This is a genomic window from Amycolatopsis sp. NPDC049868 (genome assembly GCF_044461365.1).
Lineage (GTDB): Bacteria > Actinomycetota > Actinomycetes > Mycobacteriales > Pseudonocardiaceae > Amycolatopsis.
Genome location: NZ_JBITKV010000018.1, coordinates 57,450 through 73,025 on the forward strand (window position 1 = coordinate 57,450; position 15,576 = coordinate 73,025).

Sequence of the window (15,576 nt, forward strand, 5' to 3'; positions counted from 1 at the left end):
GCGGCGCGATGACGACCGGCAACGCACAACTGGCGCAGATCTGGGCCGAAGTGCTCGACGTGAACGTCGCCGAGATCGGTGAGGACGTCACCTTCCTCAGCCTCGGCGGTGACTCGCTGCTCATCGTGCGGGTCGCCACGCTGATCAGGCAGCGGCTGGGTATCCGGTTGGCGATCACCCAGATCCAACCGACGCACACGGTCGCCGAACTCGGAGAACTGGTCCGCCGCAGCGGGGCGACCGGATCGGTGAGGCAGTCGCCGCAGATCCGCTTGAGCCGCCGCCAGGACCCTGCCGCGCCCTTCGAGCTGCTTCCGTTGCAGCAGGCCTATTTCGTCGGGCAGCAGGGCGCGTGGGAGCTTTCCCACGACTCGGCGCACTACTACATCGACTTCGCGTTGTCCGAGGTAGACGATGAGTTCGCGGCTGAAGCACTCGAAGACGGCCTCCGGCAGTTGATGGTCCATCAGCCCATGCTGCGGGCGCGCATCTCCGCCGACGGGCGGCAGTACGTCCTGTCCATCGACGACCCGTCAGTGGACAGCCCGCCACTTCAGGTACACGACCTGCGCACGGCGAGCGCGGTGGAGGCCGACGCGGCGGTCGAGAGCATCCGGGACGAGATGAGTAGCGTCGGTCCGGATCCCCGGCATGGCCCCGGTTTTGCCGTGCGGCTTTCGCTGCTGCCTGGCGCTCGAGCGCGGGTGCACATCGCGTTGAACCTTGCGCTCGCGGACGGCTGGTCCGCCCGGATCTTCATGCGTGACCTGCTCACCCTGTCCGCCGATGCGAACGCGATGCTGCCGCCGATGCTGACCGACTTCCGCGACTACGTCGATGCGATGCACCGCCTGCGAGCGACACCGGAGTGGCAACAGGACTTCGACTGGTGGCGGCAGCGGCTCGACACCATGCCGGTCGCTCCGGCGCTGCCGCTGGTCGCCGATCCCGGCGAGGTCATGGCGAAGGGGATGGGCTTGCGGGAACGCAGGTTCGAGCCAGCCCAGTGGACTGCGCTGAAAGAGACGTGCGCTCGACAGGGGGTCACCCCGTCCGCGGCGTTCACCGCCGTCTACGCCATAACGCTGGCGAAGCTGACGGGCAGTCGGCGACTGCTCATCAACACACTTCAGGCCAACCGCCACCCGCTTCATCCGGATGTCGACCGCATGATCGGCGCGTTCTCCTCCACCGCGCTTATCCCGATCGAGCTGCCGGAGCGCGCCGAGGTCGCTCAGACAGCGAAGGCGGTGGCCGAGCAGATGACCGAGGCGCTGTCCCACAACCTGGTCAGCGGGGTCGAGGTGGCCCGCGAGCTGGCGCGGCGTCGGGGCACCCGGCGACCGATCGGCCCCGTCGTCATGCAGAGCGCGGTGGGCGGCATGATGGCTGTCCTCGACGAGGGCATGCAGGCCGACTACGGTCCGTTGGGGGTACTGGACGAGCAGGACCATCACAATCGTATTCGTACTCCCCAGGTGATGCTGGAACTGCGCGCGTACGAGGCCTCGGGAGGTCTTGTGCTGTCGCTGGCGAGTATCGACGAGCTGTTCGACGAGGAAGTCCTCGACGAGCTGTTCGGCGAGCTGTCCGGTGGCGTCACCGGCCTCGTACAGGAGGTGGCCTGGTCCCGGCTCGTCGTGCTTCCCCATGACGACGACCTTGCCGAATCGCCGCGGGAAGCCGTGGCAGATGTGCGGCCCGGCTCTCCGCAGGGTGGCGTGGAGCAAGAGGTCGCCGCTGTCTGGGCCGAGATCTTCACACTGTCCTCTGTGGACCGTGCTGCGGACTTCTTCCAGCTGGGCGGGGATTCATTGATGGCGATCAGGATGTTGCGACGGCTGGGCCGGGATCGGGACGTCGCGATTTCGCCGTCGGCGTTCCTGCGTTCCCCTGTGCTCGCCGACCTTGCCGCGCTACTCGACGCGGCGGGTGCGGCCCGGCCATGAGGTTCGCTGATCTGTGGGTCCAGGGAACGGGAAGCACACTGGGGGAGTTGACCCCGGTCGCCGACGGCCGCTGCCCATCACATCGCGCGGAGAAGACCGGGATCGTGTCGGTCTCGGAATCGTCACGCACCCCGCCGGAGATGTCGGTGGACGCCGCGCGGACGGCCCTGGCGCAGGCCGGGAATCCCATTCCTGGCTTGCATCTGCACGCGGGTGCCTACATTCAGGGCCCCGACCTGTCGTCGGCGGCGTGCAAGATCGCCGGTGAGGTGATCGGGCCTGAGCTGGCGGGGTTGACGATGGAGATATCGGCGCTGTCCAACGGATCGGTCGCCGGTCTGGAGCTGGCGGCGAGCGTGCTGTCCGGCCGTCCGGACGTGAGTTGCGCACTGGTGACCGTGGCCGACCAGTTCCCGGCGAGCAGCATCGATCGATGGAATGTCGACGCCGGGATCGTCGTCGGCGACGGTGCCGCGGCGGCCGTGCTCGGTCGCGGGCAGGGGCATCTGCAGCTGCTGTCCGCCGTCTCGTTCTCCGCCCCCAGGCTGGAGGCCGACCGCTCGGCGGGTCATGACCGCGGTTCCGTGCTGGACAAAACGGCCGGCGGCACTCGGCGGGTGCTGGAGCACGCCTTGGCCGACGCGGAGTGCGAGCTGGCAGACGCCCGATGGATCCTGCCGCCGTTCTTCGGCCGCGACCTGGCCACCAAGTCCTACCTGGCTCCCCTCGGCCTCGATCCCCGGCGCACTCTTCTGGAATACGGGCTGCGCACCGGTCATGTCGGGGCGGTGGACCAATTGCTGGGACTCGATCACGTCGTCCGCGCCGGCCGTCTCCGGACCGGCGACGTGATCGTGCTGCTCGGTGTCGGGAACGGATTCACGTTCTCCTGCGCCGTGCTGAGGGTAGGAGAACGGCTCAAGAACGCGCGGTGAAGACGTGCTGTGCCAGTGAAGCCAGCGCTCCGCCGGTCCCCGGCAACACCGGGCCGCACCGGAAACCGCGGGATCGTAGGCGGTCCAGCCACTCCGGCTCGGTGAGGAAGATCCGGTCGGTTCCGGCGCGGAAGTCGGCGAAGTCCCACTCGGGCTCCCCAACTCGTCCGGACATGAGGAACTGCATCGACGTCATCACCTGGTAGTGCTCCCGGCAGGACTCGATGATCACCAGATGACCGCCGGGGGCCAGCAGGCGCCGCAAGCGTGCGAGCACGGCATCGATGTCGTGGGCGTTGTGCAGTACGTTCGCCGCGACGATGATGTCCACCGAGTGCGTCGGCCGGTCCGGCTCGTCGTTGATGTCCAGCAGCCCGAACCGGACCCATGGCCGGTCGGCGAAGCGTTCGGCGGCCGAGGAGAGGAAGAACCGGCTCAGGTCGGTGAACTCGTAGCCGATTCCGGATATGCCGGCGGCGTCGAGTTCGCCGACGATACCCGCCGTGGTGCCGCCGACCCCCGCACCGACCTCGAGTATCCGCGAGCCACGGGGATACGACTCGGCGATCCGCCGCACCAGCACGGCCACCGCCCTGTTGGTGAAGATACTGATGATGTTGTCCGCGTACGTGCCCATCGCGGTGCTGAAGTCCCCGTCGGGGAACATGAGGCTCTGCACCGATACCTCGTCGCGGACAAGCTGGGGCAGCCACGAAATGGCGTCGAGGAAGAACCGGGTCAGTTCCTGCGGACAGCCCAGCGCTTGCCGCGAACCGTCGAGCGCGGCGGCCGAAGCGGCGAACTCGTCGTCTCCGGCCACCACCAGGTCGCGGTAACGACCGCGGCCCGACTCGGTGAGACCACCTTCGTCGGACAGCACCTTCAGCCAACGGCGGACGATCCAGCGGTGTCGTGGCACCACGCCGAGCGTGTCCATCACCTCGTCGGCCGACCGGATCGTGCCCGAGGTGAGCGCCTGGTCGTTGCGCAGCACACGGGCCATCCCCAGGAGGGCGGTTTCGTCCAGCCGCCGCATATGCCCGGCGAGACCTGTCAAATCGTATCCGCGCAACGCCGCCATGCCCGCTTCGGCCGCTTCGGCGAACCACGAGTCAGGGAGGGCCGTCATCGTGCGTTCCGTCCATAGGCGACGGTCAAAGCAGGTGGAGTCACACCGGGCAGCATCCGGTGGAGGTGATCACGGACGACCTCGGGGAGGCGATGGGCGACGAACCGGGTGAGCGGCTCCTGGGTCGTGGCGTCAGAAGGCGGCAGGATCTCCCCTGCGGGGGTTCCTGTGGGAGGGCAGACCTGCAGCCGGGTGGGGTGGTCGAGGTCGAGTCCGACGATCGCGCCGGTGCCCGCGAGGCACGCACGAAGTACGTGCGGCCGGACACCTTCCGGGTCGTCCTCCAGCAGCGCGTGCGGAATCCCCGACACCACCACCGGGCCTGCTTCGACCAAGGCGCGTGCGGCGGTCAGCCGGTCACCGGTGAGCGTGTGCCATGCGACGACAGCGGGCCGCGGCGCCGGTTCGGCCGACACGTGCAGCACGACGTCGCAGCGATAGCGGGTGAGTTCCGTGTCGGCGGCCATGGTCTTGGCCCGCACCGAAACGGACACGGGACGAGTGGCGCGGGCCGCGATGCGGGCGAGGAGCCTCGGGTCGAACACGAACTCCTCATCGGCGGCCGCGCGCAGGGCGGCCGCTTCGTCGTCGGGTTCCAGCCACCGGTAGTAGCGGTCGGCGAGCCCGGCGTGCCGGAAGTCTCCGACGATCACCCGGCCTCCGTCGGAGACGAGCTCCAGCGCGGCACCGACTACCGCGTCGAGGTAGTCCCCGCCGGGGAAACATTGCGTCACCGAATTGAGCAGCACACAGTCGGGGCGTCGCCCCGACAGCGCCTCCACGACTTGCGGCGAGCCGAGCTCGTGAGCTGCCGCGATGACCGGCCGGACGCCAGAGAGTGCCGCCGCGCGCAGCCGTTCCACGACCACTTCGGACACGTCCGTTCCGACGTAGCGCTCGACGTCAGCGTGGAGGTGGCGAAGCAGCAAGCCGCTGCCACACCCCAGTTCGAGGACACAGCGGGGTTTCGCTTCACGGACCAGCTCCACGGTCCGGTCGATCCAGTCGACCATGTGTTCCCTGGGCAGCGGCTCACCGGTGTCGGACGCCCGCCAGCCGGAGAGGTCCAGGTCTGCGGGTTGGGCGGTGTCGGATGTCCGGTAGATCCATTCGTAGACCTCTGACCAGTGCTCGAGATGTTCCCGCACGAGCGGGCCGAGTACCGGGTGCACCGCGAGCGCCTCGGCACGAGGCTGGATGACGACCTCGTCGGCACCGGTGTGCCAGGCTCGCTCGACCCAGGGATGGGACGAAATCGCGTCGATGTGTGGTTCAGGCATCATGCTCCCGGAGTTCGGCGCGGATGCGGGCGGCGATGACGCCGAGCGCGGGTTCACGCAGGACGGAGTAGTGGTGGGCGTCGACATCGACGACATCTAGGTGCCCGCCGACGTAAGGTGCCCAGCCGAGATCGGTCGCTCCTGTCACGTCGTCGACGCCCATGCCGATGCCGGAATTGCGGGGCGAAGAGTCAAGTGCCCGGAAGAGCAGGACCGTCGCGGGGCTCGCCAGACGGTGCGCGTCATGCTGAGCCAGCATATCCAGATGACGTCCGAACACCGAGAGCCGAAGGTCCACAGTGGACCTGCCTCCCCGGTCGCCGACCAAGCCGTGCGCCCGCATTCGCCGGATGACCTCCGCTCTCCTGGCGGCAGGGCCGAGCGCGGCGAGATCGGCGTTCGCGCCGAGGTCGATCTCGAGTGCCGCCTCCAAGGAACGCAGTAACCGCAGGCATACCTCTGCGTCTCTGCCCTCCGGCTCGATGGCGGTGATGTACTGCGGCAGGTTCGAGTCGATCATGACTACTAGGTCGACCTCGTGGCCGGCCCCGGCCAGTTCGATGGCCACCTGGTGCGCCACCGTCCCGCCCATCGACCAGCCTCCAAGCCGGTAGGGGCCGCTAGGCTGGCACGCGCGGATCGCGTTCGCGTAGTGCCGTACGAGCGACGGCATGTCCTCGGGCGCGGCGAGGCCGGCCAACTCCGGATCGGTCAGCGCGATCACCGTCTGGTCCGGGCCTAGCAGGCGGGTCAGTTCCGCATAGCAGAGCACATCGCCGCCCGACGGATGCAGAAGGAACAACGGAGGTGTCGTGCCCTGTTGGAAAACGACGGCACTGTCCGGCACCGAGACGATTGCGGACGTCACCGCCAGTTCCCTGAGCCGTCGCACGTAGCGGCCGAAGACCCGTTCGGCCTCGACTGGCTCCACTTCGGATCCGAGAACATCCCACTGCACGAGCAGCGCGCCCCGTTGCACGTACACCTGATGATCCAGCACCACTTGCGGCGTCTGGCTGACCGCGTGCACCTGCTCGCCCACCCAGTCCAGGTCGTGCGGCCGTCCCAGCATGTCCTCTACTCCGACAGCTCCGGTGAACACCACGGGAACCAGATAGGGGCGCCCGTCCATAACGGACTTTTCGGCGAGCACGTCGAGCCCGGAAAACGCACTGTGGTCCAGGTCCGCGAACAGGCGCTGCTGCGTGGCGCGGGCCCGACCGGCGAAATCACCGGTGGTGGCGTGGTCGACCTCGTGGATCTGCAGTGTCGTGAAGTCACCGACCACACGGTTGACGTCCGGGTGCACCTGCTGCCGCTCGTAACGGGTCAGGGTCAGGGTGAATCGCTCTGTTCCGGACCATTCACCGAGGACTTCGGCATACGCGGTCAGCAAGACTGCCGTCGAGGTGACGCCGAGGTCGCCCGCGCGCCGTTTCAGCGCCTCCCACTGCTCGGGTTCCAGGCGTGCCGCGAGGCGATGGAACTTCGCCGCGCCGGAACGCCCCTGGGGCAGAGCGGGTGCCTTCGGCAGGTCTGCCAGGCGTGTGCGCCAGTAACGCCTCGCTCGCTCCACATCGGCCGAGGCGCGGTCTGCTTGGGCGACGTAGTCGGCGAAGGTGAGTTCCGGTTCGGGAAGCCGCTGCTCGGGGTTCGTGTAGAACTGTTGTACCTCGCGGTCGACGATCAGGTAGCTCGCCACGTCGCAGACGAGGACGTCGACCCCGATGAACAAGCGGATGACATCGCCCGGCAGCAGAGCGGCCTGGATCTCGATCAAGGGCCAGCGATCGTGGCGCGGCACCTTGTGCGCGGTCCGTTCACGTAGGAGTGTGAGCTTGCGTTGTCGTTCCGGCGCATCGAGATTCCGCAAGTCGTGATGCCGGATCCGGTACGGCGGCACACGATCGAAGGTGAGGTTGTGGCCATCGGGCGTGACGACGGTACGCAGCATCGGGTGCCGGTCGATCACCGCGCGCCACGCGGCCTGGTAACGGCCGAGATCGAGATCCTGGCAGGCGTACTCCAGAGCGAAGTGACACGCCACGCCGCCCAGTCGTGCGTTGGTCCGGCCCGCCCAATACGCCCGCTGCACGGGAGTGAGCGGGAAGGTGCCTTCTTGCCGCTGTGACGTTCTCGGCGTCACCAGGGCCTGGCGTGCGGATACCGGCCGCAAGGCGATCAGCGGCGCCAGTGCGGCGACCGTGGAGTGCGCGAGCAGATCACTCAGCCTCAGGTCGGCACCGTAATCGTCACGCAGGCGAGCCAGCATCGCGGTCGCCACCAATGAGTGCCCACCCAGGGCGAAGAAGTCGGCGTCCCGGTCCCGGACCTCGAATCCCAGAATCTCCGACCACAGAGTGAGCAACTCGCGCTCGGCGTCGTCCGGCGTGTCCATGGCGGCGGGCTGCGGCTCGGCGACCATGGCCGGGGTGGACATCCGCTCGCTCAGGTAACTGGGCGAAACCCCGACGACACCCGGCACGCCCTGCCGGAACGCCGCGGCCATTAACCGGTCCAGCGAACGCATTCCGTCCTGTGCGCCGAGCGAATGCCAGATCGCGACCGTGCGTTCACCGCCGTCCGGACCGACCCGCCAGCCGTCCCAGGCGACGCTGAGCCACGTCGTGCCAGGTTCCCTTCGCTGTTCTCCCAGCGCGTCGAGGAAACGGTTCGCCGTCGCGTACGGCCCCAGGCCGAGACCACCGACGAGCGTTGTCGCCGACGACATCAGCAACACCACTCCGGGCCTTGCGGAAACGGGCACCGTGGCCAAGGCGTCCTCCAGCACCAAGGCACTGCGGACCTTTGCCCGGATATGGGCCTCGGCCACGTCCGTGGTGAGCGATCTCAGCGGGCCGACATCGGTCGATGCGGCCACACCTGCGGCGTGGACGACGAGATCAACGCGCCCGTGCCGCTCCACGAGTTCGCTCAGCATCCGCTCGGTCGCCCGAGGGTCGGAAGCGTCCACCTTGCGCAGGGAGACCGACAGACCTCGTGCTGCCAGTTCCTCGACCCGCCGGGCCCGCTCGCCCGACGCGGTACGCGAGGTCAATACGACGGTCGCGCCATGAACCGACGCGAGATGTTCGGCCATCACCAGCCCGACGTCACCACCACCGCCGATGACGAGCGCGACTTCGAGCCCGGTCACGAGTTCGGGGGCCGGCTGCCACGGCATCATCCCGCGCTGCCACCGGGCACCTCCGCGCAAGGCGATTTCCCCGGCGTGCCGACTGTTTCGCAGCATGTCGGCGACCTCGTCGGCGACCGGTTCCGCATGGCCCTCGCCGAAGTGGTCGAGATCGATTGCTTGCCAGAGCAACCCTGGCATCTCCTGGGCGAGCACCCTCGGCAGTGCCAGTACGGCGGCGACCGCTGGGTCCGGGTTGTCGGTGCTCTCGACCTGCTGAGCGCCTGCTGTCACCTGCACCCAAATATCGGGGCGGCCGCGGCAGTCCGGCCACCACCTCGGCCACCCGCCCGGTCTCGAGAAGTGTCTCCTTGACGTGCTCGGCCGCGTCACCTTCCCGCCTCGCGCCGATCAGCGACACCACGCCGTCACAAGGACGATCGCCGACGTCGGACAGGCCCAAGGTGCCGGCGCCCCGCGCAGCCAAAGCCGCACGCGCCGTGTCGGCGCCGTCGCCGACGACCAGCCAGCACCCCTCCAACGGCAGCTTGGGGTTCAGCGGTTCGACACGACGCCACGTCGGAACCTGGAGCGGCTCCTCGACGGTCGGGCCGTCCGCGTCCACGCCGGTGGCTGCGCGTTCCGGCGGATCGATCCAGCACCGGCGCCGGTCGAACGGGTAGTCGGGGAGCGCGACTCGCGTTCGTTTCCGGTTGTCGACCGCGGCGAGATCCACCGAGCCTCCGTGTGCCCACAACTTGGCCACTGCGTCCAGCAGCGCTTTACGCTCGGTGCCCGGTTCTCCCTGGATGGGAAAACCGGCCACCGTAGCGACCAGGCCCGGCAACGCGTGCCTCCTGGCGAGGGTGGCGAGGCCGGTCCCGGGCCCCACCTGGACCAGCACGGCAGGCCCGTCGGCCACCGCCGCGCGCAACGCACCGGGAAAGTCCACCGTGGACCTCAGGTGGGCGACCCAGTGGTCGGGATCGGTGAGTTCCGTGCCGGCGAGCCGTCCGGTGAGGGTGCTGGCGACAGGCATCGCGGGCGGCTTCGGGCGCGTCCCCGCCAGTGCCGTGCGCAGCAGCGGGATGACAGGCTCGACCAGCCGGGAGTGTGCGGCCACGTCGAGCGCCAGCGGTTCGGTACTGATTCTCCGGTCGGCCAGGTCCGACGCGAGCGCACCGACGTCCTCCCGCGTGCCGGCCACGACACAGGCGTCATCGGTGTTGACCACAGCCAGATCGACTGAAGGGTGCGCGGACAGCACAGCACGCATCTGTGAAACGTCCGCGGTGACGGCGAGCATCGCGCCGTCACTGGCGGCCCTGGCCATCCCGAGGGAGCGAGCGGCTACGATTTCGGCGGCTTCGGCCGGGCTGAACACGCCCGCCACCGCGGCGGCCGTGTACTCCCCGAGGCTGTGCCCGAGCAGGACGCCCGGCGTGATTCCCCACGAGCGCAGCAGCGTGGCCTCGGCCAAGCACACCACGAACAGCGCAGGCAATCCGACCGCAGGATTCCTGGCCAGTTCGACCGCGGCCGGATCGGCCGCCGAACCGAGCACGACCCGGCGGATGTCCACACCGAGCAAGGGGGCCAACAGTTCCGCCTGCTCATCGACCACCGCGGCGAACACCTGTTCCGCCCGGTAGGTCTGGGCTCCCATGCCCGGATACTGGCTGCCGCCACCGGGAAACGCGAAGATCACCCGCGGTGTGGAGTCCGTGGCCACGCTGCCCGGCACGGCGGTGAGGCGGCTGAGACCCTCGGCGCCGTCGATCACGGTCGCCAGCCGATGCCGCTGCGCTTTGCGGCCGACCCGCAGAGTGTACGAGACGTCACCTGGGGCCACAGAGTCCACATCGGACAGTGCGGCGGCCGCAGCGGCCAGAGCCCGCTCGCTGTGAGCCGCCACCGCGATCAGCTGAGGCCCGTCGTCCGGTACTGCCTCCAGCCGAGCCGGCGGAGCCGAGCCGAGTACCACGTGTGCGTTCGTCCCGCCGATGCCGAAGGAGCTCACCCCGGCTCGCCGAATCCCCGACCATGGGCGTGCCTCGGTGATCAGCTCGAAGGGAGAACCGTCAAGGCCCAGGTCAGGATTCTCCGGTTTCGCGTGCAGCGTCGGCGGGATCAGCTCGTGCTGGAGCGCGAGCACGGCCTTGATGAAGCCGGCGATCCCGGCTGCCGAGTTGGCGTGTCCGATGTTGCTCTTGACCGAACCCAATCCACACCACGCGGGCCCACGGCCGAACACCTTCCGCAATGCCGCGACCTCGATCGGGTCGCCGAGCCGTGTTCCCGTGCCGTGCGCCTCGACGTAGCCGACGTCGTGCGGATCCACGGCGGCGACGCCGAGGGCCTCGGCGATCACCCTCACCTGTCCGGTCACCGAAGGGGCGGTGAACCCGACCTTCGAGGCGCCGTCGTTGTTGACCGCGCTGCCGAGCAACACGGCCAGCACAGGGTCACCGTCCGCGAGAGCGTCGTCCAGCCTGCGCAGCACCGCCACGCCGACTCCCTGGCTGAACACGATGCCGGTGCCATCCGCGGAAAACGCCCGGACCTTGCCGTCAGAGGAGAACATGGCGTCGGGCACGTACAGATAGCCGTGCCCCTGGGGAACAGTCAGGGACACCCCGCCGGCCAACGCGGTGTCGCACTCGCCGTTCAGCAGGGACTGCGCCGCGAGGTGTACCGCGACCAGCGAGGTCGAACAGGTCGAGTTGACCGCCACCGCCGGCCCGCGCAGGTCGAGCCGGTGCGCGACCTGCAGCGGGAGGTAATCGGTGATCGTGGCCATCGCCGTCTGGAGACTGCCGACCGGGTCCGCGCCACCGCCGACGGCGCTGTAGCGATGGGCGAGATTGCTCATGAGATACGAGCTGTGTGCGGCGCCGGCGAAGACTCCCACTGCGCCAGCACCGATGCCATGCCCGTGCCCCGCGGACTCAAGCGCGTGCCAGCAACACTCCAGGAAGAGCCGCTGCTGCGGATCGAGTAGTCCTGCCTCGTGCGCGGTCAAGCCGAAGGCCTCGGGGTCGAACAGGTCTTGTCCGTCGATGAGCCCGCCGACCGGAACGTACGCGGGATGATCGCGCAGTGAAGCCGTGACACCGGCTCGATCCAGGTCGGCATCGGTGAATCGAGTGAGGCCCTCACGCCCCTCGGCGAGCAACCGCCAAAACCCGGACGTGTCCTTCGCCCCGGGGAACCGGCAACTCACCCCGGTGACCGCGAGCACCGGCTGGTTCATCGGACCAGCTCCGTGGCCATCGCCCTGACCTGTCGCCGGTCGGTCGTTCGTGAGGGGCCCGGCGATCTTGCCGCGGATTTCCGGCCCTGCTGACCGGTGATATGAGCCGCGAGAGCACGAACCGTGTTGTGCGCGAACAAATCGACGACCACCAGTTCGGTATGCAGCGCACGCAGCTTCCGGTGTGCCACGACGAGGTTCAACGAAGTCGCTCCCAGCTCGAAGAACGCGGTATCGGGATCGATCTTCCGGTCGAGCAGCTCCGCGAACACCGTGCGGACCGACTCGAGCACATCGGGGTCGGTCGCGATCGGACCCGGCTCGTCCAGGGTGACAGCGGGGTGGGCCTCGGCAGGAACCAAGCGGGGAGTGAGCACCGAAACCCCAGCCGTGGCGGGTGCCGGTGTCAGTTCGATCAGTCCCTCTGCCGGCAGGCGTTCATCGACTGTCACGCCCAGATGCGACGCGATGCCGGACATCGACCGTGCCCATTCACCCGCCTCCGCGAGTGCCCGCGCCGGGGGCAAGCCGCCGGCCCGTGCGATCACGGAGAGGACCAGCCCACGCTTCGCTGCCTCGTCCCGCATCGCCGTCCACAAATCCGTCGGCTCGGCCTTCGGGGCGGAGCATTGCACCTGCTCGACAGGGATTTCGCCACTCGAATAGGGATTGGGCAGAGCCGCGTAGTCGACTTTGCCGTTCGCGGTGACGGGAAGTTCCTCGAGCACGACGAACCGCGCGGGGATCATGTAGTCAGGCAGGCGTTCTGCCAAACCTGCGATCGCCCGGCGCTCGTTCCACTCGTCTTCCGAGACGACATGAGCAACCAGCCGAGGGCGATGGTCGGGGCCGGGTAACGCCGACACGACGCACCGGCGCACGCCTTCGACGCGGGCGAGCACGGCTTCGATCTCGCCGAGCTCGATCCGGTGGCCGCGCACCTTGACCTGCCGGTCCACCCGGCCGAGGAACTCGATCGTGTCGTCGGGCCGCCAGCGTCCGAGGTCGCCGGTGCGGTAGAGCCGCTGTCCGAGCAGTTCGTGCGTGATGAACCGCTCGGCGGTCTGCGATGCGTCACCGATGTACCCGCGGGCCACCCCGTCGCCCCCGATGTTCAGCTCGCCCGGGGTGCCGACCGGCGCCGGGCGGCCGTCTTCGGTGAGGATGTGGAAACACTGGCCCCGCAAGGCTTTGCCGTAGGGGATGCTCGGCCATGCCGGATCCACCACGTCCACTGGGTGACAGATGGACCAGATGGACGCTTCGGTCGCGCCGCCGAGACTCATGAACCGGATGTCCGGAACGAGTGCGCGCAGCCGATCGGGCAGGGACACCGGGATCCAGTCGCCGGACAGCATGACCAGACGCAGCGAACCCAGGTCCCGCACCGCCGTCTCCGGATCGGCTTCCGCGTAGTCCACCAGCATTTCCAGCAGGGCGGGTGCGGTGTTCCACACGGTGACGCGATGCGCCGCGATCAGTTCCTGCCAGTGCTGGGGGTCACGCTGCCGTTCGGGATCCGGCAGTACGAGTGCGCCACCCGCGCCGAGCACGCCGTGCACGTCGAACACGGACAGATCGAAGCTCAACGCGGACAACGCCAGCACACGGTCATCGGCACTGACGTCGAACCGGTCGACGATGTCGTCGATGGTGCACCGCGCCATCCGATGCTCGATCGCGACACCCTTCGGCAATCCGGTCGAGCCCGACGTGAAGATCACATACGCCAACTCGTCCGGGAGAGGCTCAACCGGCGATTCGCCGACTCGCGTCGGCTCGCCGATGCGGTGCACCCCGATTCCCGTCGGGGCCTCGACGTCCACGTTGGTGATGAGATGGCGCACACCGGCCCGCGTGCAGATCGCCTCAAGCCTGGCTGCCGGCCACGACGGTTCCACGGGAACGTAACCCGCACCGGACAGTCCGACGCCCAGTACAGCGGCGATCTGATCGACTGACTTGGCGCATACCACGGCGACGAGGTCGCCAGGTCCCACGCCGTGCGACACCAAGTGGTCCGCGATGCTCCTCGCGGTCTCGGCCAGTTCCCCGTGTGAGACGGTCACGCCGCCCTGTACCACTGCAGTCGACGCCGGTGCCCGTCGGGCCGCGACCGACCACGGGTCGTGCAACAGTTCGCCCACGCCCGCGAAGGGCGCACAGTTCAACGGTTCCAACGGCAGGAAGCGGGGATCCCAACCGAGAGCGGGATCGTTCCATGCACCGGGATCGGCTGTGAGACAGGCGAGGAGCCGACGGTATGCCGCCGTCATGCCGTCCACATATCCGGGCGGGAGTGCCTCGTCGACGGCGTCCCACGCGACGCGGAGGGCCCCGGCTTCCTCCCAGACGATGTGGTCCAGAAGCACCTGCGGGGTCTGTGAGAGGCTGAACACCTCTTCGCCCAGCCACCCGGCCGGAGCGGTCTTGCCTGTGTCGAGCCCGATCCCGCTGGTGAAAACCACCGGATAGGGTGGAGTTCCGTCCATCGCCCGACGGTCGCCGTGCTCCCGCGCGACCTCGACACCGGAAACCGACCGATGCTCGAGGTCAGTCCAGAATCGGTGATTGACCCTTCGCGCGTATTCCGCGAAACCTTGCCAGCCAGAGAGAACCAGTTCGGGCAGCGCGATCAGGGCAGTGGTGGTGAAGTCGCCGACGAGCTGTTCGAGACCGGGTTCGTCGGGCCGGTCGAACAGGGTCGCGTTGAGGCAGAAAGGCTGCTGCGCTCCCCACCTGTTCAACACCAGAGCGAAGGCGCCGAGCAGCATCGCCGTGGGACTGATCCCCTCCTGTGCCGCTCGGTTGCGCAGGCGCGCCCATTCGTCGCGGCCTACCCGGACCTCATGCCGGGAGAACCGCGGAACACCGATTTCTCGTGGGGACTTCACCCATGGCAGCTCGGGGCCCTCTGGCAACTCGGCGGTCCTCGACCGCCAGTACTCCAAATCCCGATCGAGCAGCGCCTTGCGTTCCGGATCCGCGTCCCGGCGGCACGCCAGTTCCTGGAAGGTCGTCGGTGCGTCGGCCAGGAGCGCGTCGGGATCGGCGGTCACCGTCTCCCACTGCCGCATGAGAATCACCCAGCTGGCCAAGTCCAGGGCGAGCACGTCGACACCGAAGCAGATGCGGGTTCGTCCGTTCGGCAGGAACACCGCGTGCACGTCGAAGAGCGGTCCGGAGTCGGCAGGCAGCAGTTGATGCGACTTCCGCGCCCTGAGCTCCGCGAGTACCCGCTCCTCCTCTCGCTCATCGGCGGCGCGCAGATCAGTGACACCGAATCGGTAGCGCTCACCGGCCGGCAGGATGCGCTGTCGCCCGTCGTCTCCGATCACCATGCGCAGCATCGGGTGCTGTTCGACCAGCCTGTTCCAGGAGACCTCCAGTCCCGCCAGGTCGTCTTCCTGTCCGTCCGGGCCCGGATCTCGATCGTATTCGTGGTAGTAGAACGTGGCCACGCCGCCCAAAGGAAAAGCTGGATCGCGACCCACCCAGTACGCCGCCTGCACCGGGGTCAGCGCGAACGGCTCGTCGTCGGACTTCCGCCCCATGGCCGACGACACCAATGATCGCAACGATGCCTGGCCGAGGAAGGCGGTGAGCGGGAAGTCGAGCCCGAGCCGCTCCCGCAGTCGCCGCCGCAGCCGGACGGCCAGAAAGGACTCCAGGCCGAGGCTGGTCAACGACGCGCAAGGGTCGAGCTCGGCTTGATCGACGCCGAGTACTTCGGCGACGCAGTCGCGGATACCACTCGCGCCTGATGCGGCCGCACCGATCCGACGGGGGGAAGACATGCAACCTCCGGCAACGAGATACCTCGACACTCACCCGTTGGGTCAGGTGACGGACGCTCCAGGTATACGGTAATGATTGTCATTTTCGATACGTAAT

General features: G+C 68.3%; 7 protein-coding genes. 2 read left to right on the plus strand and 5 right to left on the minus strand.

The window, feature by feature from the left end; translation table 11 throughout:
- Positions 1 to 8: 8 nt before the first annotated feature.
- Positions 9 to 1,949 carry a condensation domain-containing protein gene (locus ACIBTM_RS41680; RefSeq protein WP_395882653.1) on the plus strand — a complete coding sequence of 647 codons (1,941 nt, stop codon included), beginning with the start codon at positions 9 to 11 and terminating at the stop codon, positions 1,947 to 1,949.
- A complete protein-coding gene (locus tag ACIBTM_RS41685; protein ID WP_395882654.1) occupies positions 1,946 to 2,884 on the plus strand; it encodes a ketoacyl-ACP synthase III family protein in 939 nt (312 codons plus the stop codon). Before ACIBTM_RS41680 ends, ACIBTM_RS41685 begins: the two co-directional genes overlap by 4 nt.
- On the opposite strand, the gene ACIBTM_RS41690 is transcribed toward ACIBTM_RS41685, so the two are convergent.
- The 5 genes from ACIBTM_RS41690 to ACIBTM_RS41710 are packed head-to-tail and all read right to left on the minus strand — an operon-like array spanning position 2,868 to position 15,479.
- Entirely contained in the window at positions 2,868 to 4,013 is a 1,146-nt protein-coding gene (locus ACIBTM_RS41690) for a class I SAM-dependent methyltransferase (protein ID WP_395882655.1), read from the minus strand. The two genes, ACIBTM_RS41685 and ACIBTM_RS41690, sit on opposite strands and share 17 nt — an antisense overlap.
- Complete coding sequence (locus tag ACIBTM_RS41695) at positions 4,010 to 5,293, minus strand: class I SAM-dependent methyltransferase (protein WP_395882656.1); 1,284 nt, start codon at positions 5,291 to 5,293, stop codon at positions 4,010 to 4,012. Before ACIBTM_RS41695 ends, ACIBTM_RS41690 begins: the two co-directional genes overlap by 4 nt.
- Positions 5,286 to 8,480 (minus strand): SDR family NAD(P)-dependent oxidoreductase, encoded by a 3,195-nt coding sequence (locus ACIBTM_RS41700; protein WP_395882725.1) that lies wholly within the window; start codon positions 8,478 to 8,480, stop codon positions 5,286 to 5,288. The genes ACIBTM_RS41695 and ACIBTM_RS41700 overlap by 8 nt, the downstream gene beginning before the upstream one ends.
- Positions 8,407 to 11,682, minus strand: coding sequence for a type I polyketide synthase (locus ACIBTM_RS41705; protein ID WP_395882657.1), 3,276 nt, complete (start codon positions 11,680 to 11,682; stop codon positions 8,407 to 8,409). The genes ACIBTM_RS41700 and ACIBTM_RS41705 overlap by 74 nt, the downstream gene beginning before the upstream one ends.
- Positions 11,679 to 15,479, minus strand: coding sequence for an amino acid adenylation domain-containing protein (locus ACIBTM_RS41710; protein ID WP_395882658.1), 3,801 nt, complete (start codon positions 15,477 to 15,479; stop codon positions 11,679 to 11,681). Before ACIBTM_RS41710 ends, ACIBTM_RS41705 begins: the two co-directional genes overlap by 4 nt.
- Positions 15,480 to 15,576 lie beyond the last annotated feature (97 nt).

What these genes read in the sequence shown, in the direction of transcription:
- ACIBTM_RS41700 (WP_395882725.1), bottom strand. Translation starts at nt 8,480, where the DNA reads ATGATGCCGTGGCAGCCGGCCCCCGAACTCGTGACCGGGCTCGAAGTC.
- ACIBTM_RS41705 (WP_395882657.1), bottom strand. Translation starts at nt 11,682, where the DNA reads ATGAACCAGCCGGTGCTCGCGGTCACCGGGGTGAGTTGCCGGTTCCCC.
- ACIBTM_RS41680 (WP_395882653.1), top strand. Translation starts at nt 9, where the DNA reads ATGACGACCGGCAACGCACAACTGGCGCAGATCTGGGCCGAAGTGCTC.
- ACIBTM_RS41685 (WP_395882654.1), top strand. Translation starts at nt 1,946, where the DNA reads ATGAGGTTCGCTGATCTGTGGGTCCAGGGAACGGGAAGCACACTGGGG.
- ACIBTM_RS41695 (WP_395882656.1), bottom strand. Translation starts at nt 5,293, where the DNA reads ATGCCTGAACCACACATCGACGCGATTTCGTCCCATCCCTGGGTCGAG.
- ACIBTM_RS41690 (WP_395882655.1), bottom strand. Translation starts at nt 4,013, where the DNA reads ATGACGGCCCTCCCTGACTCGTGGTTCGCCGAAGCGGCCGAAGCGGGC.
- ACIBTM_RS41710 (WP_395882658.1), bottom strand. Translation starts at nt 15,479, where the DNA reads ATGTCTTCCCCCCGTCGGATCGGTGCGGCCGCATCAGGCGCGAGTGGT.